This is a genomic window from Pandoraea anhela (assembly GCF_902459655.1).
GTDB lineage: Bacteria > Pseudomonadota > Gammaproteobacteria > Burkholderiales > Burkholderiaceae > Pandoraea > Pandoraea anhela.
The window spans coordinates 24,366-47,674 of sequence record NZ_CABPSB010000030.1; the positions used below are offsets into that span (position 1 = coordinate 24,366).

Here is a 23,309-nt window from a genome sequence, read left to right on the forward strand (position 1 = left end):
GTCATGACACAAGCTAAGCGGCACATTCACGTCAACGCATTCAACATGAATTGCGTCGGGCACATTCACCATGGCCTATGGACGCACCCGCGCGACCAATCCACGCAATATCACTCCCTCGAGTACTGGACACACATCGCTCAGGTACTTGAGCGCGGGCTGTTCGACGGTCTCTTCATTGCCGACGTCGTGGGCTATTACGACGTCTATCAGGGCGGTGTGGATCTGACCCTGCGCGAAGGCATCCAGTTACCGGTCAACAATCCGTGGCTGGTCGTCTCGGCCATGGCGGCCGCCACGAAACACCTCGGCTTCGGGCTTACCGCCATGGTGGGCGCGCACCACCCGTACACGTTCGCGCGCGACGTCACGACACTCGATCAACTCACCCACGGCCGCATCGGCTGGAACATCGTCACCGGCTATGTGGACAGCGGCGCACGCGGGCTGGGCCAGAGCGGACTGGCCGAGCACGATAGCCGCTACGATCGCGCCGAAGACTTTCTCGAACTGAGCTACAAGCTGTGGGAGGGGAGTTGGGACGACGATGCCGTCGTTGCCGACAAGGCGCAACGCATTCACACGCTGCCCGGCAAAGTCCGCCCCGTGACACACGACGGACCGTTCTATCGCGCTCACGCCATCCACATGAGTTCACCGTCGCCGCAACGCACGCCGGTTCTGTTCCAGGCCGGTTCGTCCTCACGCGGACTGCGCTTCGCCGGGCGTCATGCCGAAGGCGTTTTCATCGGGGCGAACTCGCCGGAGGCCGCGCGGGCAGCGTCGCGCAAACTGCGCCAGGCGGCCGTTGAGGCCGGCCGCCGACCGGACGACATCAAGATCTACGCAGGCATCGCGGTCGTGCCCGGACGCACGCAGGCCGAGGCGCGCGACAAATACGCCGAGTATCTGGCGCACGCCAGTGCCGAGAGCGGTCTGGCGCACTTTGCGGCCAGTACCGGCGTCGACTTCGCCAGATTCGCGCTGGACGAACCGATCCAGTTCGGTAACGCCAACGCCATCCAGTCGGCCACCCAAGCCGCGCAGCAACAAGGCTGGACCACACGGCGCAAGCTGCTGGAACAGTTCGCGCTGGGCAGCCGGTATCACACCGTGGTGGGCGACGCGACGCAGGTCGCGGATGAATTGGAACGCTGGATCGATGTGGGAGAGATCGACGGCTTCAATCTCACGCGCATCGTCGTGCCCGAAACGTGGGAGGACTTCACCGATCTCGTCGTGCCCGAACTGCAAAGCCGCGGACGCTACCGCACGCAATACGACACCGACACGTTCCGCCAGCGGCTGTTCGGCCGTGGCGACCGCCTGCCCGCCCATCACGCGGGCGCGGCCTTCCGTCACGTTGCGCAGTGCGCCTGATGCGTCTGCCGAAGCCGTGACTCCTGACTCATGAGATCGATGTCCATTCCTTCCCCCGCGATTTCCTTGCCCACCCTTGACGACGCGCTGCAACGCGCGCAGACCCTTGCGACGCGCTTTGCCGAGACCGCCGTCGCCCGCGACGCCGCCGGGGGCACCCCCAAGGCCGAACGGGACGCCTTGCGCCACAGCGGCCTGCTCTCGCTGTCCATTCCGACGGATTACGGCGGTCAGGGCGCTCCTTGGGGCGAGACCCTGGAGACGGTGCGGATTCTGGCGCAGGCCGATAGTTCGGTCGCGCATGTCTATGGCTTCCACCATCTGTTGCTCGCGACCGTTCAACTGTTTTCGCAGCCCGCACAATGGGCGCCGTGGGTGGAGCAAACCGCGCGCAAACAATGGTTCTGGGGCAACGCCCTCAACCCGCTGGACGAGCGCACCGTGGTGCGTCGCATGCACGATGCCGACGCCTGGTTCGAATTCTCCGGCAAGAAGAGCTTCTGCTCCGGCGCGCTCGACTCCGAAATGCTGATTGCGTCGGGCAAAGACGAGATCAGCGGCAAGTTGCTGATCGCCGCGATTCCGACGGCGCGTGCCGGCATCACGATCAACAGCGACTGGAACTGCTGGCCAGCGTCAGACCGACAGCGGGAGTGCGCGCTTCGAGCGCGTGCGTGTCGAAGCCTCGGAGATGTTGCTCGATCCGGGGCCGCTGACCACGCCGCGCGCATCGCTTCGCCCCCTGCTCGCACAACTGGTGTTCGTCCATATGTTTTTGGGACTGGCCGAAGGCGCGCTTGCCGAAGCGAGGCATTACACGTTGCACGAAGCACGGCCGTGGTTCCGCTCGGGGGTCGCTCGCGCGGGAGACGACCCCTACATCCTCGCCCACTATGGCGAGTTCCACGTCGGGCTGGAGAGCGTGCGGTTGCTCGCGCGGCACGCTGCGGCGTTGTTCGACGACGCATGGCGGCAGGGCGAGTCGCTCGATGCCGACGGACGGGGTCGCGTCGCCCTCGCGGTCGCCACGGCGAAGGTGGCGGCGTCGCGCCACGGCCTCGATGTCGCAAGCCGTCTGTTCGAGACGACCGGCGCACGTGCCACGCACGGCGCGCTGCGACTCGATCGCTACTGGCGAAATCTGCGCGTGCAGACGCTGCACGACCCTGTGGATTACAAGCTTCAGGACATCGGCAACTGGGTGCTCAACGCTCAGGCGCCGGCGCCATCCTTCTACTCGTGAGATGACGCGCATGGCGACCCTACCCGTCTGGCCTCAGCCCTGCGAGCGCTCGCTACGCCCTGACGCCGGTAACGACGAATCCCCGGACTGCGCCGCCGACTGGATCTTCGTCGATCCCCGGTCGCGCGAACTGCTCTCGGAGGTCGAACAGGTAGCCCCCAGCGACGCGAGCATTCTCATCACCGGCGAGACGGGAACCGGCAAGGAATTGATCGCGCGCCACATCCATCGTCGCAGCCTGCGTCGCAGCGGGCCGTTCGTGAAGGTCAGTTGCGGCGCGTTCGCCGAGGCGCTCGTGGACGCCGAACTGTTCGGCTATGAAAACGGCGCATTCGCCGGCGCCTTCGGTTCGCAACCCGGCTGGTTCGAGCAAGCCAACGGCGGCACGATCTTTCTCGACGAGATCAACGATCTGCCCCTGCCCGTGCAAAACAAGTTGCTGCGTGTGTTGCAGGATCGCGAGGTGAACCGTCTGGGCGGCCGGCATCCGCTGCCCGTCGACGTGCGCGTGCTGGCCGCCGCCACCGCCGATCTCGAACAACTCGTCAGCGAAAGACGCTTTCGCAAGGATCTCTTTTACCGCCTGAACGTCATCACCCTGAACGTGCTGACGCTGCGGGAGCGCCCCGGCGACATCGTGCCGCTCGCGCGCTACTTCATCGACACCTACAGCAGACGACTGGGTTATCGCAAGCTCGCGCTCACGCCCGATGCCGAGCAAATGCTGGTACAGGCCCCGTGGCACGGCAATGTACGCGAGTTGGAGAACGTCATCCATCGCACGCTGCTGCTCTGCGAACAAAGCGAGATCGACGCGACGAGTCTGCGCCTGCCGGCCTCGCCCCCCGTGCCGGCGGCGTTGCCCGGCCCGACTGCGGTATCGAGCGCCGAAACGCATTTCCGCCCCGTTCAGGACGAAGAGGTGGCCGCATTGCATCGCGTCATCGCCAGGCTGTGCGAATCACGCGGCGCGAATCTGCATCAACTCGTGGAAGACGCGCTGGTGCGCGAAGTCTTCCGCTTCAGCAATTACAGCCAAAGCGAGACATCTCGTGTGCTGGGCATCAGCCGCAACGTGGTGCGTGCCCGGCTCATCCGCCTCGGCGAAATCGGCCCGCCGCGCAAAGCCGCGGGCGAGGCGCCGCACACCGACACCGCTATCGACATCGATCCTCGGAAACTGCAATGACTCCCGACATCTTCTGGTTCCTGCCCACCTCGGGCGACACGCGTTATCTTGGCAAGTCCGACTTCGGACGCCCCGCCACCAACGCCTACATGCGTCAAATTGCGCAAACCGCCGAGCAGTTGGGATTCGACGGCCTGCTCATTCCCACCGGCAGTTCCTGCCTCGACCCGTGGGTGACGGCAGCGAGCCTGATCCCCGTCACGCAACGCATCAAGCTGCTGGTGGCGTTGCGCACATCGCTGGGCAACCCCACGGCATCGGCGCGCCAGGCCGCCACACTCGATCAGGCGCTCGGCGCCGGACGCCTGCTGCTCAACGTCGTGCCCGGGGGCGATGCGACCGAACTGGCGGCGGACGGCGTGTTCTATTCGCACGACGAGCGCTACACGGCGGGCGACGAGTTCCTGAGCATCTGGCGACGCCTGCTGCAAGGCGAAAAAGTCGACTTCGAAGGCCAGCATCTGAAAGTGGCCGGGGCGCAGAATTTCTTCGAACCGGCGACGTTGCCGCATCCGCCCCTCTACTTCGGCGGCTCGTCACCGGCTGCGCACGAACTCGCCGCCAGACATGTGGATGCGTACCTGAGCTGGGGTGAACCTCCGGCGGCCGTCGCCACCAAGATCGCCGACGTTCGCGCGCGCGCCGAGCGACATGGCAGGACACTGCGCTTCGGCGTGAGACTGCATGTCATCGTGCGCGAAACGAGCGAAGAAGCGTGGGCGGATGCCGACCGCCTCATCAGCCATCTGACCGACGACGACATTGCCGCCGCGCAGCGCAACTACGCGGGCATGGATTCGGTGGGACAGGCGCGCATGGCGTCGCTGCATGGGGGGCGTCGCGACAAACTCGTCGTCGGCCCCAACCTGTGGGCGGGGGTGGGACTCGTGCGCGGCGGCGCCGGCACCGCGCTGGTCGGCAATGCCGACGAGGTCGCCGCGCGTCTGAAGGAATACGTCGACATTGGCGTCGACACCTTTGTCCTGTCGGGCTACCCGCACCTCGAAGAAGCGATCCGCTTCGCCGAACTGGTGTTCCCGCTGCTGCCGGGCAAAGCGCCAGTCACGCTGCGCGACCGTGCGCTGACCGGCGGCGCGTTCGACGTGCGGGCCAGTCGCGCGTCGTGAGCCGGCGATTGCCGTGAACGTATGCCCTCCCCGGCGCGTTTTCCGGGGCTGGGGAGGCAACGGGCTCGCCGTCGCGATTCACGTCGGGCATACGAGCCCGATCCCGATAAGACGCCATTTAACGCCATACAACGCTGTATGACCCGTTATGGCCCAGTCCGGCACGCCGCGCACCACGCAGCGACGGGTGCGGGTGCTCACAAGCCGCGCACAAGCCGACTACCACCGCCTAGACGCTCTGCATTCCCCAGCGACGCACGGTCACGCGGGCCAGGGTATCGAAGACGAGATGCTCGACGATCAGACCGATGAGAATGACCGTCAGCAGCCCGGCGAAGACCTTGTCCGTGTAAAGCTCGTTGCGGTTCTGGTAGATGTACCAGCCAAGTCCGCCCGAACCGGTGTTCGCACCGAACACGAGTTCCGCGGCGATCAACGTGCGCCACGCAAAGGCCCATCCCACCCGCAACCCCGACAGTACCGAAGGCAGCGCCGCCGGCGTGAGAATCCACATGACCTGACGCAATCCCGAGAGACCGTAGTTGCGTCCGATCATCCGTAGCGTGGGCGACACGGATTCGAATCCCGAAGAGACGCTCAGCGCCAGCGGCCACAGCACCGCATGCACGAGCACGAACAGCAGGCTCCCCGTGCCCAGACCGAACCAGAGCAGCGCCAGCGGCAACAGCGCAATCGACGGCAACGGGTTGAACATGCCCGTGAGCAGCGACAGCAGATCGCGCCCGACGGCGGTCGTCATGGCGAGCGACGTCAGCGCGAAGGCGCACAGCACGCCGAGCGCATAGCCGCGCAGGAGCACCCAGAGCGACGTGGCCGTGCGGGCGACGAGCTCGCCGTTGCGCAAGCTGCTCCACCACGCATGCGCACTCGCCGTGGCGCTGGGCAGCAACAAATCGTTGTCGACCCAGCGGGCGGCCAGCTCCCATAACAGGATGAGGCCGATGCCGATGGCCAGCTTGCGCCAGAAGGTCGGCGTGGCCCGCCACCATGTTCTCGCGTCGACGGGCGGCGACACCTGCGGCTTTTCGACGTTCTTGCGCGGCGCGGGCGGGAAAATGCGCTCCGGCCGCCGGGGCGGTCTGAGGCGGACGATATCCGACGGCGTTCGATTCACGGGGTCTTCCTCTGTTTTTCGTCGATCTCACGTCGTTTCATGCTCGCCGAAGAGCAAGTCATGAATGCGTGCGGTGGCATGTCGGAATTCGGGGGATGCGACGTCGCCCGGTTCGAAGTCGCCGGCGTCCAGCTCGGCGCGCATTCGCCCGGGCTGACCGTCGAGCAACACGATGCGGCTGCCGACGATGAGCGCTTCTTCGATCGAGTGCGTGACGAACAGCAGCATGACGTGCGTGTCGTCCCACAGACGCAACAACTCTTCCTGCATGCGCAGGCGCGTGAGCGCGTCGAGCGCGGCGAACGGCTCGTCCATGAGCAGCACGCGCGGGCGCACGGCAAGCGCTCGGGCGATGGCCACCCGCTGCTTCATACCGCCCGACAGGGTGTGCGGGTAGGCATCGGCGAATCGGGCGAGTCCGACTTTCTCCAGGGTCTCGCGCGCACGCTCTCGCGCGTCGCGACGCGACATACCCCGCGCGAGGCGCAACGGAAACATGACGTTTTGCAGCACCGTTTTCCAAGGCGCGAGTTGATCGAACTCCTGAAACACGAACATCCGGTCGATGCCCGGGCCGTTCACTGGCTGTGCGTCGAGCGATATCTCGCCGTGCGCCGGTTCGACGAAGCCGCCGATCGCTTTGAGCAGCGTGGATTTGCCACAGCCCGAGGGGCCGAGAAGCACGAAGCGGTCTGCGTTGTAGACGTCGAACGATATGTCGTTCAACACGGGAACGTGACGGCCGCGATGCCGAAACTCGATGCCCAGGCCGCGCACTTCGAGCACACGCGAGCCGGCAAACGCCTCATCCTTCGGGGAGGCGGCGGGCCCGGAGGATGGGGTATGTGTCCGGACGGCTGGCGCGACATCCGGGCGAGCCAGCGTCTGAGCGCTCGACGTCGCCATCTCAACTCCCCTGCCCTAGCGCCGGATCGTCGAAGAAATAGTCCTTCCACGAATTCGCCTTGTGGCGAACGGCGCCCACGCGTTGCATGAACTGGGCGAGGCCCAACGTGTTCTGAGGGGCAATCGAGAAGTTGACCTTCGGGTCGGTGATGATGCTCACCAGCAGTTTCTTGTCGGTCTTCGATTGATTGACCCGAAGGTACGTATCGGCGGCCGCTTCGGGCTGACGTTTGACGAAGTCGGCTGCGCGCGCGAGCGCCAGCACGAAGGCGCGATACGTCTTCGGATTTTCGTTGCGGAATTTTTCGGTCGTGTAGAGCACCGTGGCGGAGCTCGGACCGCCCAGCACGTCGTAGGAGTCGAGCACGATGTGCGCGTTGGGGTTCGCGGCGAGTTCCTGTTCCTGGAACGGCGGCGTGCCGAAGTGCCCCGTGATCTCGGTGCCGCCTGCGATGATCGCGGCGGCCGCGTCGGGATGCGCCATCGTCTGGGTCCATTTGTCCAGACGATCGAATGCGCCGTCGCCCCATTGCCTGGCCGCCGCGTATTGCAGCACGCGAGACTGCACCGACACGCCCACCGCCGGCAGCGCAATACGATCCTTGTCCGTGAAATCGGCGATCGTACGGATCTTCGGATTATTGCTCACGAGGTAATACGGCAGGCTGCCCAGCGACGCCACCCCACGCACGTTCTGACGCCCGTACGTGCGATCCCACACGGTGATCAGCGGGCCGACACCTGCACCGGCGATATCGATGGCGCCGGACAGGAGGGCATCGTTGATCGCTGCCCCGCCAGACAGTCGCGCCCAATCGACTTTCACGTCGACACCCAGCTTGCGCCCCTCCTGCTCGATTAACTGCTGGTCGCGTACGACGTTGAGCAACAGGTACACGATGCCGAACTGCTCGGCGATCCGAATCCGCCCCTCCGCGCGCGCGGCGGGCACCGCCATCGCGAACGAGAGACTGACGAGCAGCAAACGAACCAGCGAAATACGAGCGAAGCGCATGGCGAACCTTGAGCTGTAGAGGGCAAAGCATCGAAATTAGCGACGCCCTCGACGAAGGTCGACGAAGCAAATCGCACAAGGTTATGCAGGCATGGGGGTATAAGGGAGTGCGCCGAGAGGCATGCCGGGCGTTCGCTGCGGCGACCGCGCGATGCGGCACCGCCGAAACGGCTATCGTAGTCGACGGGCAGCAGACGGCGCCGGGGCGAAACGATCCGATCTGACGCATGGGAATCCGCTAATGCGCGAGATCGACGCCTTGCCGGCCTCGCGCGGGATGGTACGTGACGTCAATGTCAATGCCGTCGCTCAGCCGGCACGCACCGCTTGAGAGACTGCGAAGCTGTCCTCGAACATCCGGTAGTGCGTAATTTTTTCTCCCGAGATTTCGAGAACTACGGCAAATGCCGTTTCAATGACCTGCCGGTTCGGTTGGTATTTCGACGCCAACTCCCCGAGGATGATCGCCCGGCGGTCGCTGGCAAGAATGTCATGTACCTCCAGTTTCAGTCGTTCAAGCAGGCGAGCGGAGTCGTGTATGAAGTCGATGACCGCGCCGCGGCCCTGCTTCTTGCCGAGCCACGGCAAGGCGCCCACGTCGCCTGCGATTTCCCATTGCGCATCCTCGGCAAATAGCGCAGCAACCGCGCCCGCGTCGCCTTGCCCAAATTTGGTAAGAAATGCATGGGCAATTTCAAGATTCTTTTGTTCACTCATCACTCATATCCTTCCAGTGGCGACGCCACCGGCAAACTCAACACGCGCAGCCGCCGCGCACGGAAATCATCGCAACGCATCGTCACCAATCCGCTTGCCTGTTTTCCTTGGCGGCGATGTCCGAAAAAGCGGGAGACTCATGCCCGCTTTGCCAATAAAAATGCGCTGCTACGTCTTCCGTAGTCAGCACGACGATTGTGCGACGATGGTAAAGAATTATCCAGTACGCACCTTCTGGTAAGTACTCCACAGCGACATCCGGTTCGACCGCCATCGACGTCTTCGAGGAGGGCATGCCCTCCTCGCTTTCCTGTCAGCGCTGTCGGGTCGCCCAACGCATACGCCACGCCAGCCACTCGCCGACGATACCGCGTCGGAACATCAGCACGCACAGCACGAAGATCACGCCGGTCAACACGCTGATCATCGAGCCGAGGCCTGAAAACGGCTGCCATCCGGTCGCCTGCGAGAGCCAGTTGCCGAAATCGCCGAGCTTCGTCTCCAGCGAGACGATGAGCAACGCGCCCACGACCGGCCCGAAGCGCGTGCCCAGGCCGCCGACAAGCGTCATCAGGATGACCGAGCCCGAGAGCAACCAGTGAACGTCGGAGAGCGTGGCGAACCCCAGCACCAACGTCTTGAGCGCCCCGGCGAGCCCGGCAATCGCCGCCGAGAGAACAAACGCGAGCAACTTGAAGCGATCTGCCTCGTAACCCAGCGAGATAGCGCGCGGCTCGTTCTCCTTGATCGCCGCCAGCACGCGACCGAACGGCGAGGAAATCACACGCGTGATCAGCACGAACGCCGCTGCCACCACCGCGAGCACTACGTAATAGAGCGTGAGATCGCGATCGAGCGAGACGCCCATGAGCGTACGGCGTGGCACGCCTTGCAGGCCATCCTCACCGCCGGTGAAAGGCGCCTGTAGGCAAAAGAAGTAGAACATCTGCGCAAACGCCAGCGTGATCATCGCGAAATAGATCCCTTGCCGACGAATGGCAAACAATCCGAAGAGCCAACCGAAGACGGCACCCGTTGCCACGCCAATGAGCAAACCGATGAGCGGCGACCACGCAAAATCGCGCATCGCATAACCGGCGAAGTACGCCGCGCCCCCGAAGAACGCTGCGTGGCCGAACGACAGCAATCCCGTATAACCGAGCACGAGATTGAGCGAGCAGGCGAAGAGCGCGAAACACAACACCTTCATGGCGAAAACCGGATACACGCCGAGCGCAGGCAGCGCGAGCAGCACCAACAACAGAACGAGATCGAAAGGGTATCGACGCATCATCGAAGACTCACTTGTGTGCATAACCACCGAACAGACCATGCGGGCGCACGAGCAGTACGAGCGCCATGACCACGAACACGACCGTCGCCGAAGCCTCCGGATACCAGAGCCTGGTCAGACCTTCGAGCACGGCGAGCACCAGCCCGGTGATGACCGACCCCGCGATCGAGCCCATTCCGCCGATCACCACAATGGCGAAGACCGTCACGATCATCGGCTGCCCCATGATCGGCGAGACCTGCATGATGGGCGCCGCCAGCACGCCGGCGAACGCCGCCAATGCCGCGCCAAACGCATAGGTCAGCGTAATCATGAGCGGCATGTTCACACCGAACGTCTCGACCAGGCGGGCGTTCTCGGTGCCGGCACGCAGCAAGGCCCCAATCCGTGTGCGCTCGATCGCGAACCACGTGAGCACACACGCCGCCAGCGAGGCAAACACCACCCACGCACGATAGTTCGGCAGCACCATGAACGGCAGACGGGTCGCACCGTCGAGCAACGCGGGCCCTTCGAAGGACATGCCCGAGACCCCGTATGCCGACCGCCCCAACCCCTCGATGACGAGAGTGAGCCCCAGCGTGAGCAACAAACTGTAGATGTGATCGAGTTTGTAGATGCGCGAGAGCAGCCCGCGCTCGATCGCCGCCCCCAACAGCGCGGCCGCAAGCGGTGCGAGGACCAGCATCGCCCAGTAGTTAAGACCGAGATACTGCTTCCCCATCCAGGCCACCAGCGCCCCGATCATGAACAGTGCTCCATGCGCAAAGTTGATGACGTTGAGCAAGCCGAAAATGACCGAGAGCCCGAGGCTGAGCACCGCATAGAAACAGCCGTTGACCAGCCCGAGCATTAGTTGGCTGAGCAGCGCCGGCAAAGGAATATCGAATGGATTCACGGTAGAAGCCCCTGATTACACGTTGAGCAGTCTTTGCAAGGTCTGCGTATGCGACGGCAACTGGGCGGCGTCGAACTGCATGGCGACGCGTCCGTGTTCCATCACATAGAAGCGCTCGGCGAGCGGCGCGGCGAAGTGGAAGTTCTGCTCGACGAGCAAGATCGTGTAGCCGCGCGACTTGAGCGTCTCGATCATCCGGGCGAGCGTATGGACGATGACGGGCGCCAGCCCTTCAGAAATCTCGTCGAGCAACAGCAGACGCACGCCCGTGCGCAGGATCCGCGCAATCGCGAGCATCTGCTGTTCACCGCCCGACAGGCGCGTGCCCGGACTGTGACGACGTTCCGCCAGGTTTGGAAACATCGTGTAGATCTCATCGAGCGACATCCCGTCGCCCGCGCTCAGCACCGGCGGTAACAACAGGTTTTCCTCGCACGACAGGCTCGAGAAGATGCCACGCTCCTCCGGACAGAAGCCCACGCCGCAACGAGCGATCTTGCGCGTGGGCAGGCCGATGGTCTCCTGCCCGAATACGCTTACCGAGCCGGTACGCGCATCCGTCAGGCCGAGAATGGCGCGCAGCGTGGTACTGCGCCCGGCCCCGTTGCGACCGAGCAGACTGACGACTTCGCCCTGCCCGGCCACCAGTTCCACGCCGTGCAGGATGTGCGATTCGCCGTACCACGCCTGAAGGCCGCTGACGGCCAACGCCGGAACGCTCGCAGAAATGAGAGAGGGTTCGAGCATCTTCATGCGTGCGCCCCTTCGAGCGCGACAGCGGCCGACCCCATGTAGGCTTCGCGCACACGGGCATCGGCCGTGACCGTCGCGTAGTCGCCCTCGGCCAGAATCTCGCCGCGTTGCAGCACCGTAATGGTGTCGGCGATGCCGGACACCACCGTCATGTTGTGCTCGACCATGAGCACCGTGCGCCCCACGGCGACCTGCCGGATCAGCGCGGCCACACGGGCAACGTCTTCGTGCCCCATGCCTTGCGTTGGCTCGTCGAGCAGCATGACATCGGGTTCCATGGCGAGCGTCGTGGCGATTTCCAGCGCTCGCTTGCGCCCGTACGGCAGTGAGACCGTCAGTTCATTGGCATACGCCGCGATGCCAACTTCGTCCAGCAGCGCCATTGCCCGTGTGTCCAGATCGCCGAGCCCACGCGTGCTGCGCCAGAAGTGGTACGACTGTCCGGTCGCGCGTTGCAGCGCTACCCGCACGTTTTCGATCACGGACAACCGCCCGAACACGGCGGATATCTGGAACGAGCGGATCATGCCGCGCCGCGCCACCTCCGCCGGCGCAAGCCGTGTGATGTCCTCCCCTCGGTAGACAATCTGCCCGGACGTCGGCGTGAGGAACTTGGTCAGCAGATTGAAGCACGTGGTCTTGCCAGCGCCGTTCGGTCCGATGAGCGCGTGAATCGCGCCGCGCCGTACCTTCAGGTCTACGCCGCTCACAGCCGTGAAACCCCGAAATGACTTGGTGAGCCGGTGCGTCTCCAGGATGATGTCGTCGTGATGCATGCCCTCACCCCATCATCGGCAACGGCGTGATGCCGTAGCCATGTTGCAGGCGGCGCGAGAGCACCGGATCTTCCAGTTCGAAGTCGAACCGCTCGGCAAAGCGAATTCCGCCGATGGCAGCGAGCGTGCCGCACAGCATGGCCGTGCCGTCGTCGAACCGTCCCCCGGCCGCGACGAAGCGGTCGATCAGATCCTGCGGCGAGAGCATGGTCGTGACACGCCCCTGCTGATACAGCACCTGCTCACCGCCGATGTTGGCGTAGCTGCGCAGTATGAGTGCCTCCCAGTGCGCCTGCACTTCGGCCAGCGGCCAGAGCACCGTTGCACACGGCTTCTCGCACATCTGCTTCGAGACGGTCACGTCGTAGGCCTCGACTTCGCGGTCGGTGTGATCCGACGCCACCCCGACATACGTTTGTCCGCCGCAGCGCACCAACAGCAATTCGACCTCGCCGCTGCTCGCATGTCCACTGGCCTCGATCTGCACCTGCGTCGTCAGCCGATCGCTCGATACGCGGTAGAACATGGGCGTGGACGCCGGGCGTTTCACGCCCAACGCTTCGAGTTCCCGGATGTGACGCTCCATCGCCTCGGTGTCGCGCCCGGTCCAACCGGCGATCACTAACTGCTTGATCGCGATGTCGCGATCGACCAGGCCCTGCGCTGTTTGCAACACAAAATGCATGAGATTCATCTTGCCGACTCCGATCATGGCGTTACTTCCTGATAAAAGCGCACTGGCTTTGCGAGAGCGGACGGAACGCTTCGCTGGCGGGAATGGTCTGCAAGACCTTGTAGTAGTCCCATGGCTTCTTCGACTCCTTCGGCGACTTCACTTCCACGAGGTACATGTCGTGGACCATCAGGCCGTCGGGGCGAATCTGCCCACCCCTGGCGAAGAAGTCGTTGACGGGTGTCTGTTTCATGGAGGCCATGACCGTATCGGCATCGTCCGTGCCGGTGCGCTGCACCGCCTGGAGGTAGTGCATCACCGACGAGTAAGTGCCCGCATGCACGAGCGTGGGCATCTTGCCGGTCTTGGCGAAGAAGCGTTGCGCCCACGCGCGCGATGCGTCGTCGCGATCCCAGTAGAACGCAGTGGTAAGCGTCATGCCCTGGCCGGCTTCGAGCCCGAGGCTGTGAATGTCGCTGATGAACATGTGCAGGCCCGCGATCTTCTGCTTGTCAGGACCGGTAATTCCGAACTCGCGGGCCGTCTTGATGGCATTCACCGTGTCGGCGCCCGCATTGGCCAGCGCGATCACCTTGGCGCGCGAGGCCTGCGCCTGTAGCAGATACGACGACAGATCGGACGAATTGATCGGATGTTTGGCGCGGCCGACGACCTTGCCGTTCACTTGCTGCAGCGCCTCGCTGGCATCCTTCTCGAGCGAGCCCCCCAGCGCATAGTCCACCGTCAGGAAATACCAGCTGTTGTTCCCGCCACGCGTCATTGCCTTGACGGTGTTGGATGCGAACGCGTAGGTGTCGTACGAATACTGCACGGTGTACGGGGAGCACTCTTCATTGACCAGTCGCGTCGTGCCGGCGCCGGTCACGATGGCGATGCGACGCTTGGCTTTCGCCACATTGGCCACCGCCAGCGCAACGGACGACGGCAGCAGATCCTCCACCACATCGACTTGCTGGTTGTCGAACCAGTCGCGCGCGATCGTCGCCGCCACGTCGGTCTTGTTCTGATGGTCGGCGGCAATCACCTTGATCGGGACGCCATTCACCTTGCTGCCGAAATCGTCGACCGCCATCTGTGCGGCGATCACCGAGCCTTTGCCGCCGATGTCCGAAAAGATCGACGACATATCGGTCAGTACCCCGATTTTCACCACCCCGTCGCTAATCCTGCCGGGCTGCGCCTGCGCGGGAAACGGAATGGAAAACGCGGCGGCGAGCGCCAGCGAAGTGAATGATGTGAGACGGCGTGCGCGAGACGTAAACATGATGTGTTCCCGTTGGCGTGTTGCGGTTTGCGTGTGAGTGACAGTCCGGGGTGGCGCGGCAACGCCCTCGGGGTCGCCGCGCCGGGTGCCCTCGCCTTGAACGAATCAGGCGGGATCGTAGTAATGGATTTCGAGAAGCAGACAGCCGCCGTTCGACTTGAACGGGCCGTGGAACGCGCCGGGCGGGCGGCATGCATAAGTGTTCGGCGCGAAGGCTACGCCACCCTCGCCTTGTGCGTTGTTACCGACGGTCAGGTCGCCGCAGACGAGATAGACCTCTTCCCAATACGTGTGCACGAACGGCGCCTTGGTGTAGATGCCCGGCGCGAAACGCAGCAGGCGCGTGCGGCTGCCGGCTTGCCTGTCCTCGTCGAGCGAGCCTGCGAGAATCTTCTGCTCGATGCCGGGCGGATAGCCGGGCGGCACCTCCCAGCCGTCTTTCATGTCGATGGTGTGGAATTCATCGTGCCGTTTGTTGATCGCCATGGAAACTCCTTGTGTCTGGCTGAAAGTGAGTTGCACTGGAACAGAACGCGACAACCTTTCGCCGGCCTCAGGCCGCTGCTGGCTGCCGAACGATTTCGTCGGAGAGCGCGTACGTGCCGAGCAGGCTGTCGACCAGACGTGTCGCTTTCTGCCAGTCGTACGTGCGGTAGGCGTGGCCTTTCGTGACGAACGCGGCCCCTGCGTAGAACATCTCGTATTGGTTGTGGCGCGAGGCGAATTCGGAGCCGACGGCGTCCCACGCGAGCTTGAAGAACTTCACTCGCTCTTCGGCGTTGGCTACCGGGGACTTCTGCGTCTTCTCGATGATGCTGGCGAGCATCGGGTTCTCGAAGTCATGGATGCTCGACGGGAGCATGATCATTCCCCCGCCGGCGAGTTCGCGCAGTGTGCTGAGCACTTTCGTGTAGAGCTGCTGGGTGAGCACTTGCGAACCGTAGAGCAGACTGCGATCGGGCACGTAGTAACCGTTCTCCACATGCCCCTTCGCCTCCATGCCGTGGACCCATGCCTCGACCATTGCGGCTTCGGCGGCCAGTTGCCCCAGCGATTCACGCACCTGCGGAAAGGCATTGGTGCCGTTGATTTCGGTGATGCGCAAGGCAATGCCGACCAAAAAGCGCAGCTTGACCATCAGGCGGACCTGGCACTGGTAGTTCTGGTAGCTGTGTGCCGGCGTGGCGTGGAACTGCCTGGCGCACATGGTCGTATCTCCGGCCACGAAGATACGCTCCCACGGCACCTTCACATCGTCGAAGTACAGTACCGCGTCGTTTTCGTCGAAACGCGATGCGAGCGGGTTGTCAAACACCGACGTGGAACTGCCCTCGTACGACTTGCGCGAGAGCACGCGCAAGCCCTTGGCGTTCATCGGAATCGCGAACGACAGCGCATACATCTCATCGCCCGCCTTGAGCGGCTGAATGCAACTGCAGAAGACCTCGTTGGCCATGATGCCGCTCGTGGCCAGCATCTTCGCACCGCGCACGGTGATGCCCTCGTGATCCTGATCGACGATGCCGACCGCCAGATATTTGTCCTCCTGCTCATGCGCCGCTTTCGACTGGTTGGCCTGCGGATTGACGATCACGTAGGTGAGGAAAAGATCGTTGTCGCGGGCATACCTGTAGTAGTCGCGCAGCGCGCCGGCGCGCTTCTTGTCATACGCTTCGAAGACATCGATGCCCATTACCATGCCGGAAAGGCAAGACGCCACGTGATCGGGCGAGCGGCCCATGAAGCCGTAGTGCAGTTCGCTCCAGGCTTCGAGCATTGCGCGACGCTGCACCAGCTCGTCATAACTTGTGGGCAGTTGCCAGATGCGCGAGACGCTATTCCCCGTGTCGGGCGACACGAAGGTCATTGCGTCCAGATGCTCGGGGCGTGCCTGGAAGTCGTACAGGCTGGCGAAACTGCGGATCGAATTGCGAAATGCCGGATGCGCGGTGACATCCGCGACAGGTTTGCCGTCGATATACACCTCGCGCCCGTCGCGCAGTTGGCCGATATGTTGACTACCGTTCTTTACCATGACTCTCTCCTGAAACCCTTGTGGAAGTCACGCCGCGATGGGCGTGGCGCCGAGCGAGTGATACAGCCCGCCGAAGAAAATGAGCGGCCGTCCGTCGTGGCGCGCCGTATGGCGCACCACCCGTCCGACAAAGATCACGTGGTCGCCGCCGTCGTGCCTGGCATACGGTTCGCACTCGAAGGCCGCGAGGACGCCGGGCAGGCGGCCGACACCCTCCGCCGCGAACGCCACACCGTCCCACTTATTGCCGCGCGCCGTGGCAAAGCGGTTCGACGTCTCGCGTTGACTCTCGTCCAGGACGTTCACCGTGTAATGGCTCGCGCGGCATAGATCGTCGAGGCTCAGGCAGCGGCGATCCACCGAAAACAAGATCAGCGGCGGCGCCAGCGAGACCGAATTGAACGAAGCGACGGTAATGCCGATGGACGGCCCGTCGGCACGTGGCGCCGTAATCACGGCCACGCCGGTCGCGAACATGGCGAGCGCGCGACGAAACAGTCGCGCCTCGTCTTCCTGGGGGGGCACTGCCGTCGATATGTCGTTCATCACAACCTCCTTTTTCAAACCCGAACGAGGAACAAATGCGCGGAAATTTTCGTCGCGCAATACCAACACACTTTCATATTTAGCTTTATTTGTTAGTTATTATTGAATGCAAAATAAATTAGCTAATCAAGCAAGGTAAACCCTGAGCTCAATATCGGTGCGTAAGACATGCGCCGATGCAACGGCCGCGAGAAGAATAGAAAAACCATTAATAAATAATGACTTGCAACAACTCCCAACACATCGAACGCAACGGAATTGTGGGCGGCGCGTGCGGCATTCCTGTCGTTTACCCGCATCGAAAATGCGTTTATCGCAGGGTTGGGAGACCCTTTTTTTAATGTGGGAGAGTGCGAATCGGGAGAGAGGCGGTGCTACACTCGGCCGCAATTCAAGCAGTCCACCGGACAACTCGAGGTCCCCATGAGCACTCCTGCGAACGTCACAGACCAGTCTCCAGCCCCCTCGCTTTTCGAAGCGCCTATCTACATGGACTACAGCGCGACGACCCCGGTCGACATGCGTGTCGTTGAGAAAATGGTGCCGTTTCTGAGCGTCAACTTCGGCAATCCCGCCTCGCGCAGCCACAGCTACGGCTGGTCGGCGGAAGCGGCGGTCGAGACGGCCCGCGAGCACGTCGCGGCGTTGCTCGGCGCGGATCCGCGCGAGATCGTCTGGACGTCCGGCGCCACGGAAGGGAACAACCTCGCGATCAAGGGGGCCGCGCACTTCTATAGCGCGAAGGGCAAGCACCTCATCACGGTCAAGACCGAGCACAAGGCGGTGCTCGACACCATGCGGGATCTGGAGCGTCAGGGCTTCGAGGTCACCTATCTGGATGTGCGGGAAGACGGATTGATCACCGTCGACATGGTGCGAAATGCGCTGCGACCGGACACTATCCTCGTGTCAGTGATGATGGTGAACAACGAGATCGGTGTCATCCAGCCCATTGCCGAGATTGGCGAACTTTGCCGGGAGCGCGGCATCTTGTTGCATTGCGACGCCGTTCAGGCGGCCGGCAAGATCCACATCGACCTGAAAACGCTGAAGGTCGACCTGATGACGGTGACTGCGCACAAGCTGTATGGGCCGAAGGGCATCGGTGCGTTGTACGTTCGTCGCAAGCCGCGCGTTCGTATCGAGGCGCAGATTCACGGTGGGGGACATGAGCGCGGCATGCGCTCGGGCACGCTGCCGACGCACCAGATTGTCGGTATGGGGGAGGCGTTCCGTCTGGCGATGCTGGAACTGGATGAGGAAGCCGCTCGCGTGGGCGCGTTGCGCGACCGATTGCTCACGGGGCTTCAGCAGATGGACGAGGTCTATGTCAACGGCAGCATGACCCGGCGCGTGCCGCACAACCTGAATGTGAGCTTCAACTTCGTGGAAGGGGAATCGCTCATCATGGGGATCAAGGGCGTGGCCGTATCGTCGGGCTCGGCGTGCACATCGGCATCGCTTGAGCCTTCGTTCGTGCTGCGCGCGCTCGGGCGCAGCGACGAGCTCGCACACAGCTCGATCCGCTTCACGCTGGGGCGCTTCTCAACGGAAGCGGAGGTCGATAGCGTGATCGAGCAGGTGCGAGGCACCGTCGGAAAACTGCGCGCGATGAGTCCGCTGTGGGATATGTATCAGGAGGGTGTGGATCTCAACTCGATTCAGTGGGCGGCGCACTGACCGTTCGATCGGGGCCGGACTGGCGCGATCGTTGATTTAGTGTTTTTCCCGTGTCGCGAGCAGGTGACTGAGTTCCAGCGTGGCGCGATCGCCGTTGGCGACCAGACGGTCGACGACGGCGCACAGCACTTTGAATTCGGTGCGCGTCACACCATCGAAGAGTACGTCGTTGATGCTTTGCTGCGAGGGCGTGAGCGCTTGCAGCAGCTTCGCACCCGCCGTCGTGACGGTCAGACTCAACTTGCGCCGGTCTTCCGGGTTCTGGCGTTTGTCGATAAGTTTGAGTGCCTTGAGCTTGTTCGTCTCGATGGTCACGAACGCGCCTGAGAGATGCAGATGCTCGGCCAGTTGGTTGACCGTGACGTCGCCGATGGACGACAGATGCACGACCGATTGCAGCAGCGAGTACTGAATGCCGGTGAGGCCGATCAGGCTGCCAAAGCCATCCCGCACGGACAACAGGCGTGCGGCAAACGGCAACAGACCATTGATCAGATGGCGGAATTCGGCGTCGGAATCGTCAACGAGACAAGCAGGATTAGTGACGGTCAGCGCTTTCGGGGCTGGCGTTTTAGGCATAAGAATGTGAGGGTAAGCAGCAAAAACCGGCACGGGGCGCCGGAACAATGACTTTGAAATAAAATTATACTGCAAAGTCATTACCGTCCTGGCTGGCGGCGCAGTCCGGTATGCACGGCGTCTCCCCGTTTTCAGTAGCACTAGGCTTTAGAGTCCGGGGTTAATGTGACTCTCTCTCCACCAGTTTCCGGGCGTAGGATGAGGGCGTTAATCCGCCCAACGATTTCTTCGGTCGTTCTTCGTTATATTCTCGTCGCCATGCCTCGATAACTACCCTTGGGGTGAGTCAGACTGGCGAACCAATGCTCATTTAGGCATTTATCGCGGAAGCGCCCCATTAAACGATTCAATGTAAGCGTTCTGGTTCGGCTTGCCCGTGACCTGACGGATTTCTCAATGCAGATCACCGCTGCTTCGTTGCAGCCACGAGATCGGCAGAGCTGGCTTCCGCTCCCAGATCGCGCAACGAAGTCAGTTTTCGCAGTGTCGGCAGCGGATAGACGATTGCCCACGGCGCGAGCCGTTTGGAATCGTTGAAGCGGATTATCGCGGCATCCCGGGCGTCGCCGAAATACGTTACCTGACTGTCTTTCGCCGCTCGTACTAGACGCCATTCCACTTCATACGAAATCAGCCCGCTGAGCGCACGCGGCGCCAGCAGGAGGCCCGAAAACAACAGCGTTTCCGAGAACTGCGGATTAAGTGCGAACGGTCCCTCCAGCGCATAGTAAGGTCGGCCCCCCACCTGTCGATACCAAGGATTCAACACGTCATTGAGACCACCCTGAATTTTGGAGCCAACCGGATACCCGATCGCCGTCCCCGCCGCTGCGCCAGCCATCGCTGAGTTCGGTGACCATGAACCGGCCATCGGGCATATGAAAGCTGAGGGCAAACTAGGCCGGAACTGGCTGAAGGGATCGATTGGCGATGCGTTGAACGCTATAACCTGCGGATGATCCTGAGGAAGCTATGGCTTCTTTACGCCCTGATTCTGGCTGCTGTTGTGTGCGGGAATTGCAGACGGCGCTCGCGTGATGCCGTCAGTCCGCGAAAACGAATTGTTCAGAGCCGACTATTGAAAATAGCCGGTCTATTCGATTAGAATCCCATCCAGCGAGAATCGCCTGGGCGGTGTCATTTCTTGGAATCAAGAAAATACAATCCCAAATGAAAAAATCTAATCGCGATGCTCAAGGGATGTTTTTCCGATTGTTTTGCTGGAGCGGGGCCTTTAGTAGTCTTCAAGCACGGGGTAAGCCCTGCGGTTGGTCTTAGCGTCTTTTCCTGAAGTTATCAATTCCTGATGTGCCGATCAGGAGGGGCATGGGTTCGGTTTGCGCCGAGCCTGAAAGGCTCAACTCAGCCTTACACATATGAATAATATGGTTAATGATAATCATTTGTATTTTCATTAAGTTTTTCGCAGCGTAAGCGCGACATGGAGTTTTGTCATGCCACTTCAACTGGGGCTCTCGCGAGAGGCGTTTTATTCGGATTATTTCGAGAAGACGCCATGCCATCTAACAAACGTTGTCACCTGAATCTCAAGACGGTCGCGAACGGTTATGCCGCATTTGGCGGAAAAGGGACCTTCGGGCGTCATTGGGACACGCACGACGTGGTTGCTATTCAGTTGATGGGGCGCAAAAAATGGAAGGTATTTCCACCGACCCTGCCGAATCCACTTGATCACCAGAAGAGCAAGTACAGGAAAGATGAATGCCCGGACGAAGCGTTTCATGAGCTGGTTCTGGAGCAGGGTGATGCGTTGTACATCCCGAGAGGATGGTGGCACGAGGCAACGCCCATCGCGGGGCAGGAGACGTTTCATATCGCCGTTGGACTGCATACCGCCAAAGTCGCTGACTATCTTGCGTGGATCGCAAGTCAAATTCTCCCAAGTCTGGAGCCCGCCAGGCGATCGTTCTATCCATTCAATGACGACTCTCAGGCAATGATCAACATTGCGGAAAGCATCCGCGAGGAAATTCTGAAAAAAGATAATCGCGATTTGTTTTTGAAAGAGGTTTTTAATTTGAACAACAAATTTAAGGAAGTAGATTTCGGGAAAATATCATCAAGAAGCTTGAAGTAGGTGAATAAATAATTAAAAGGCACAATTATGCGCCCATTGACTTTAGACGAGATTTCCTCTGTCTCCGGGGCTGAGACGATTACGTACTCCCTACCTACTGGGTCCACGGTTACCACAAGGCTTGAGGGGAATTCCTCAACAACCATCAATATCAATGTGCCCGGTGTTGGTAGTTATTCTTGGAATAGCGGCACATTCCTAACCTGCTTTCTGATCGGCAATGGTTTCGGCATAACGGCCGGCATCCTGTCGGAGAATCCAATGGTGGGGGTACTGACCCAGCGAATGGTCCAGATGGGGTGTAAGTACGTAATGGACAATATCAATACGCCTCAAACAAATGATGACGGGGATGGTTGAACGAAAACGATTGCGTTAAGGAGTCTTGATGAAAAAATACCGACATAGACTGGCGTGGTACTTCGCGGTTTTTATAATAAACCTCGGGATTTTATTCTCTGGTAGCAAGTTACTGTTTTCGGCATCCTCTTCGGCACTTTTGTACTACTTGCCGACGTCTGTATTTTGGCTGTTCGCCGGGCCGTGGTTGTTTGGGCGCCGATTTCGATCGAGTTCGGTGTTTGGCATTAAAGCAGAACGATTTGGGTTTTGGATTATCGGTATCGCTACTTTCGGCACGGTGATCTTTCTGCTCCAGGGTAACGACAAGCTTGCGGCCATCGCAATCTTCGCTGTCATGTGCGGTGTCGAGGATGTGATTTGGTCCAGGGAGGGTCGGTGTTCCACCGACCAGCCGGGATTCCAGTCCTAAACAATAAAAAGTATTGGGGATGCCCTCTGCTTCGAGCCTCGCAGTGATGACGAGCATGAGGCAGGGGGTGCCGAACAAAAATGAGCTACGTTGACCCCGCGAAGTCGAAGTTGTTTCGTCAGGAAGCGTTGGACGCCCGTCGAGATCGCTTCCAAGGCAGTGTGTTACTGACCTTTCCCATTTCCAGTTGGCTGATCTCGGCGTTTGCGATTGCCGTATTCATCTTGATTGCGGCGATCGTGGTGTTTTGCTCCTACACGAGGCGTGTGACGGTGTCTGGGCAGGTCACGCCAAGCTTGGGGGTGCTGCGCGTCTATCCTGCGCAGGCAGGCATCGTCGTCGAGAAGCGCGTTGTGGAGGGGCAGCACGTGCGCGCGGGCGATGTTCTGTATGTCCTGTCCAGCGATCGTTACAGTTCGGCGATGGGGGGAACCCAGGTTGAGGTTAGCAATCAGATTTCGTATAGGCGGGCGTCGCTTGAGAGCGAGCTTGAAAACGCTCGACGGTTGCAGACCGAGGAGGCGGTACGGCAAGTCATCGTACAGGGATTTGACATACTTAAACTCGTCCGAATTGAGACGACAGTATTCTCGTGGAACGCCGCCTCAGCCAGGGTGTTGACCAAATGTGGATTTGAGCATGAAGGGCGACTGAGAATGAGCTTCAATAAGAGCGGAGAAATCGCAGACAGAGATGTGTTTGCACTACTCTGCCCACAAAATCTTGGCCACCACTCAGTCTAAGCCGCTCGCCTTGGTCGGATAGATGCCGTTCCTGATTTTGCCAACGCGAGCGGTAGATAGAGGACTCAACACTAGGATGGTCGCCTATTTCACTTTTGCAGGATACGGCTAAGAACGTACTCAACAAGAGGTGACAGCGAATCTCGCATATCGCTGGTTGACGTTTCGATTCTCAGGTCTGGAGAGAGTGGGGGTTCGTAAGGTGCACCGACTCCGGTCAACCCATGAAGTAGGCCTGCACGCAGGACATCCCCGTCGAGAACATATGCCGCGTGGCCGCGTTGCAGTAGCTCTCGGGCTAGTCCGTTTGCTAAAGTCGATTTTCCGGAACCCGACAGACCGGTCATCCACACAACGGCGCCCGTTTGCATGCGTCGAATAACGTAGTTATGTATTGACCTAGCAAAACCTGCACAGGTTAAGCGGCTAAAGCGAATGCCTCGGCCGGGGTCTTCATCTTTAGCG

The 23,309-nt window shown here is 61.3% G+C and carries 22 protein-coding genes and 4 pseudogenes; 8 read left to right on the forward strand and 18 right to left on the reverse strand.

Translation table 11 applies throughout. The features are described 5' to 3' along the window. The first annotated feature begins 3 nt into the window (after window positions 1-3). The 4 genes and pseudogenes from PAN31108_RS24775 to ssuD all read left to right on the forward strand — a co-directional run bounded on the left by PAN31108_RS24775 (window position 4) and on the right by ssuD (window position 4,939). Entirely contained in the window at window positions 4-1,380 is a 1,377-nt protein-coding gene (locus PAN31108_RS24775; protein WP_150671417.1) for an LLM class flavin-dependent oxidoreductase, read from the forward strand. Window positions 1,381-1,419: 39 nt separating this feature from the next. After that, window positions 1,420-2,623, forward strand: a pseudogene (locus tag PAN31108_RS24780) (acyl-CoA dehydrogenase family protein). A gap of 10 nt (window positions 2,624-2,633) precedes the next feature. Continuing rightward, on the forward strand, window positions 2,634-3,812 hold the full coding sequence (locus PAN31108_RS24785) for a sigma-54 interaction domain-containing protein (RefSeq protein ID WP_150671418.1): 1,179 nt from the start codon (window positions 2,634-2,636) through the stop codon (window positions 3,810-3,812). Continuing rightward, window positions 3,809-4,939: an FMNH2-dependent alkanesulfonate monooxygenase gene (gene ssuD, locus PAN31108_RS24790; RefSeq protein WP_150671419.1), complete on the forward strand. Its 1,131-nt coding sequence runs from the start codon at window positions 3,809-3,811 to the stop codon at window positions 4,937-4,939. Before PAN31108_RS24785 ends, ssuD begins: the two co-directional genes overlap by 4 nt. 229 nt (window positions 4,940-5,168) lie before the next feature. Here ssuD and PAN31108_RS24795 read toward each other — a convergent pair whose 3' ends face one another. The 14 genes from PAN31108_RS24795 to PAN31108_RS24860 all read right to left on the reverse strand — a co-directional run bounded on the left by PAN31108_RS24795 (window position 5,169) and on the right by PAN31108_RS24860 (window position 16,972). Further along, window positions 5,169-6,074, reverse strand: coding sequence for an ABC transporter permease (locus PAN31108_RS24795; protein WP_370819728.1), 906 nt, complete (start codon window positions 6,072-6,074; stop codon window positions 5,169-5,171). 27 nt (window positions 6,075-6,101) lie between these two features. Continuing rightward, window positions 6,102-6,980, reverse strand: coding sequence for an ABC transporter ATP-binding protein (locus tag PAN31108_RS24800; RefSeq protein WP_150671420.1), 879 nt, complete (start codon window positions 6,978-6,980; stop codon window positions 6,102-6,104). A gap of 1 nt (window position 6,981) precedes the next feature. Continuing rightward, complete coding sequence (locus tag PAN31108_RS24805; protein WP_150671421.1) at window positions 6,982-7,995, reverse strand: ABC transporter substrate-binding protein; 1,014 nt, start codon at window positions 7,993-7,995, stop codon at window positions 6,982-6,984. A 309-nt stretch (window positions 7,996-8,304) separates the two neighbouring features. Beyond that, window positions 8,305-8,712, reverse strand: coding sequence for a nuclear transport factor 2 family protein (locus PAN31108_RS24810; protein WP_150671422.1), 408 nt, complete (start codon window positions 8,710-8,712; stop codon window positions 8,305-8,307). Between the two features lie 82 nt (window positions 8,713-8,794). Beyond that, window positions 8,795-8,986: a hypothetical protein gene (locus PAN31108_RS24815; RefSeq protein WP_150671423.1), complete on the reverse strand. Its 192-nt coding sequence runs from the start codon at window positions 8,984-8,986 to the stop codon at window positions 8,795-8,797. Window positions 8,987-9,025: 39 nt separating this feature from the next. Then, window positions 9,026-10,006 carry a branched-chain amino acid ABC transporter permease gene (locus tag PAN31108_RS24820; RefSeq protein WP_246184136.1) on the reverse strand — a complete coding sequence of 327 codons (981 nt, stop codon included), beginning with the start codon at window positions 10,004-10,006 and terminating at the stop codon, window positions 9,026-9,028. Window positions 10,007-10,013: 7 nt separating this feature from the next. Then, window positions 10,014-10,904 (reverse strand): branched-chain amino acid ABC transporter permease, encoded by an 891-nt coding sequence (locus PAN31108_RS24825; RefSeq protein WP_150671425.1) that lies wholly within the window; start codon window positions 10,902-10,904, stop codon window positions 10,014-10,016. Between the two features lie 15 nt (window positions 10,905-10,919). Then, window positions 10,920-11,657, reverse strand: coding sequence for an ABC transporter ATP-binding protein (locus PAN31108_RS24830; RefSeq protein ID WP_246184137.1), 738 nt, complete (start codon window positions 11,655-11,657; stop codon window positions 10,920-10,922). Next, window positions 11,654-12,433, reverse strand: a complete 780-nt coding sequence (locus tag PAN31108_RS24835; protein WP_150671426.1) for an ABC transporter ATP-binding protein — start codon at window positions 12,431-12,433, stop codon at window positions 11,654-11,656. Before PAN31108_RS24835 ends, PAN31108_RS24830 begins: the two co-directional genes overlap by 4 nt. Window positions 12,434-12,437: 4 nt before the next feature. Further along, window positions 12,438-13,127: a DUF2848 domain-containing protein gene (locus tag PAN31108_RS24840; protein WP_150671427.1), complete on the reverse strand. Its 690-nt coding sequence runs from the start codon at window positions 13,125-13,127 to the stop codon at window positions 12,438-12,440. A 22-nt stretch (window positions 13,128-13,149) separates the two neighbouring features. Further along, window positions 13,150-14,391, reverse strand: coding sequence for an ABC transporter substrate-binding protein (locus PAN31108_RS24845; RefSeq protein ID WP_150671428.1), 1,242 nt, complete (start codon window positions 14,389-14,391; stop codon window positions 13,150-13,152). Between the two features lie 105 nt (window positions 14,392-14,496). Continuing rightward, window positions 14,497-14,877: a cupin domain-containing protein gene (locus PAN31108_RS24850; protein WP_150671429.1), complete on the reverse strand. Its 381-nt coding sequence runs from the start codon at window positions 14,875-14,877 to the stop codon at window positions 14,497-14,499. A 67-nt stretch (window positions 14,878-14,944) separates the two neighbouring features. Then, window positions 14,945-16,426: a 4-hydroxyphenylacetate 3-hydroxylase family protein gene (locus PAN31108_RS24855; RefSeq protein WP_150671430.1), complete on the reverse strand. Its 1,482-nt coding sequence runs from the start codon at window positions 16,424-16,426 to the stop codon at window positions 14,945-14,947. Between the two features lie 27 nt (window positions 16,427-16,453). Beyond that, entirely contained in the window at window positions 16,454-16,972 is a 519-nt protein-coding gene (locus PAN31108_RS24860) for a flavin reductase family protein (protein WP_150671431.1), read from the reverse strand. Window positions 16,973-17,461: 489 nt separating this feature from the next. Between PAN31108_RS24860 and PAN31108_RS24865 the strand changes: the two are divergent. Next, a pseudogene (locus PAN31108_RS24865) lies at window positions 17,462-18,589 on the forward strand (IscS subfamily cysteine desulfurase); the annotation flags it as partial. Between the two features lie 99 nt (window positions 18,590-18,688). Here the strand turns inward: PAN31108_RS24865 and PAN31108_RS24870 are convergent. The 3 genes and pseudogenes from PAN31108_RS24870 to PAN31108_RS24880 all read right to left on the reverse strand — a co-directional run bounded on the left by PAN31108_RS24870 (window position 18,689) and on the right by PAN31108_RS24880 (window position 20,072). Beyond that, window positions 18,689-19,231: a MarR family winged helix-turn-helix transcriptional regulator gene (locus PAN31108_RS24870; RefSeq protein WP_150671433.1), complete on the reverse strand. Its 543-nt coding sequence runs from the start codon at window positions 19,229-19,231 to the stop codon at window positions 18,689-18,691. 147 nt (window positions 19,232-19,378) lie between these two features. After that, a pseudogene (locus PAN31108_RS24875) lies at window positions 19,379-19,606 on the reverse strand (integrase core domain-containing protein); the annotation flags it as partial. A 28-nt stretch (window positions 19,607-19,634) separates the two neighbouring features. Continuing rightward, window positions 19,635-20,072, reverse strand: a complete 438-nt coding sequence (locus tag PAN31108_RS24880; RefSeq protein WP_174995136.1) for a hypothetical protein — start codon at window positions 20,070-20,072, stop codon at window positions 19,635-19,637. A 19-nt stretch (window positions 20,073-20,091) separates the two neighbouring features. Here PAN31108_RS24880 and PAN31108_RS27225 point away from each other — a divergent pair. The 3 genes and pseudogenes from PAN31108_RS27225 to PAN31108_RS24895 form a co-directional block, all read left to right on the forward strand. Next, window positions 20,092-20,240: pseudogene (locus PAN31108_RS27225) on the forward strand (IS5/IS1182 family transposase); the annotation flags it as partial. A 507-nt stretch (window positions 20,241-20,747) separates the two neighbouring features. Continuing rightward, the gene (locus PAN31108_RS24890; protein WP_246184138.1) at window positions 20,748-21,329 is read left to right on the forward strand and encodes a JmjC domain-containing protein; all 582 of its coding nucleotides are present in this window, start codon (window positions 20,748-20,750) and stop codon (window positions 21,327-21,329) included. Between the two features lie 852 nt (window positions 21,330-22,181). Then, on the forward strand, window positions 22,182-22,844 hold the full coding sequence (locus PAN31108_RS24895; protein WP_150671436.1) for a GNAT family N-acetyltransferase: 663 nt from the start codon (window positions 22,182-22,184) through the stop codon (window positions 22,842-22,844). 89 nt (window positions 22,845-22,933) lie between these two features. On the opposite strand, the gene PAN31108_RS27055 is transcribed toward PAN31108_RS24895, so the two are convergent. After that, a complete protein-coding gene (locus PAN31108_RS27055) occupies window positions 22,934-23,215 on the reverse strand; it encodes an adenylyl-sulfate kinase (RefSeq protein ID WP_150671437.1) in 282 nt (93 codons plus the stop codon). Window positions 23,216-23,309: the final 94 nt, after the last annotated feature.

Coding starts and splice junctions, on each gene's coding strand:
- PAN31108_RS24820 (WP_246184136.1), bottom strand. CDS start 10,006: ATGATGCGTCGATACCCTTTCGATCTCGTTCTGTTGTTGGTGCTGCTC.
- PAN31108_RS24855 (WP_150671430.1), bottom strand. CDS start 16,426: ATGGTAAAGAACGGTAGTCAACATATCGGCCAACTGCGCGACGGGCGC.
- PAN31108_RS24845 (WP_150671428.1), bottom strand. CDS start 14,391: ATGTTTACGTCTCGCGCACGCCGTCTCACATCATTCACTTCGCTGGCG.
- PAN31108_RS24815 (WP_150671423.1), bottom strand. CDS start 8,986: ATGGCGGTCGAACCGGATGTCGCTGTGGAGTACTTACCAGAAGGTGCG.
- PAN31108_RS24890 (WP_246184138.1), top strand. CDS start 20,748: ATGCCATCTAACAAACGTTGTCACCTGAATCTCAAGACGGTCGCGAAC.
- PAN31108_RS24850 (WP_150671429.1), bottom strand. CDS start 14,877: ATGGCGATCAACAAACGGCACGATGAATTCCACACCATCGACATGAAA.
- PAN31108_RS24880 (WP_174995136.1), bottom strand. CDS start 20,072: ATGGCTGGCGCAGCGGCGGGGACGGCGATCGGGTATCCGGTTGGCTCC.
- ssuD (WP_150671419.1), top strand. CDS start 3,809: ATGACTCCCGACATCTTCTGGTTCCTGCCCACCTCGGGCGACACGCGT.
- PAN31108_RS24805 (WP_150671421.1), bottom strand. CDS start 7,995: ATGCGCTTCGCTCGTATTTCGCTGGTTCGTTTGCTGCTCGTCAGTCTC.
- PAN31108_RS24830 (WP_246184137.1), bottom strand. CDS start 11,657: ATGAAGATGCTCGAACCCTCTCTCATTTCTGCGAGCGTTCCGGCGTTG.
- PAN31108_RS24870 (WP_150671433.1), bottom strand. CDS start 19,231: ATGCCTAAAACGCCAGCCCCGAAAGCGCTGACCGTCACTAATCCTGCT.
- PAN31108_RS24840 (WP_150671427.1), bottom strand. CDS start 13,127: ATGAATCTCATGCATTTTGTGTTGCAAACAGCGCAGGGCCTGGTCGAT.
- PAN31108_RS24800 (WP_150671420.1), bottom strand. CDS start 6,980: ATGGCGACGTCGAGCGCTCAGACGCTGGCTCGCCCGGATGTCGCGCCA.
- PAN31108_RS24775 (WP_150671417.1), top strand. CDS start 4: ATGACACAAGCTAAGCGGCACATTCACGTCAACGCATTCAACATGAAT.
- PAN31108_RS24810 (WP_150671422.1), bottom strand. CDS start 8,712: ATGAGTGAACAAAAGAATCTTGAAATTGCCCATGCATTTCTTACCAAA.
- PAN31108_RS24895 (WP_150671436.1), top strand. CDS start 22,182: ATGAGCTACGTTGACCCCGCGAAGTCGAAGTTGTTTCGTCAGGAAGCG.
- PAN31108_RS27055 (WP_150671437.1), bottom strand. CDS start 23,215: ATGCAAACGGGCGCCGTTGTGTGGATGACCGGTCTGTCGGGTTCCGGA.
- PAN31108_RS24860 (WP_150671431.1), bottom strand. CDS start 16,972: ATGAACGACATATCGACGGCAGTGCCCCCCCAGGAAGACGAGGCGCGA.
- PAN31108_RS24785 (WP_150671418.1), top strand. CDS start 2,634: ATGGCGACCCTACCCGTCTGGCCTCAGCCCTGCGAGCGCTCGCTACGC.
- PAN31108_RS24835 (WP_150671426.1), bottom strand. CDS start 12,433: ATGCATCACGACGACATCATCCTGGAGACGCACCGGCTCACCAAGTCA.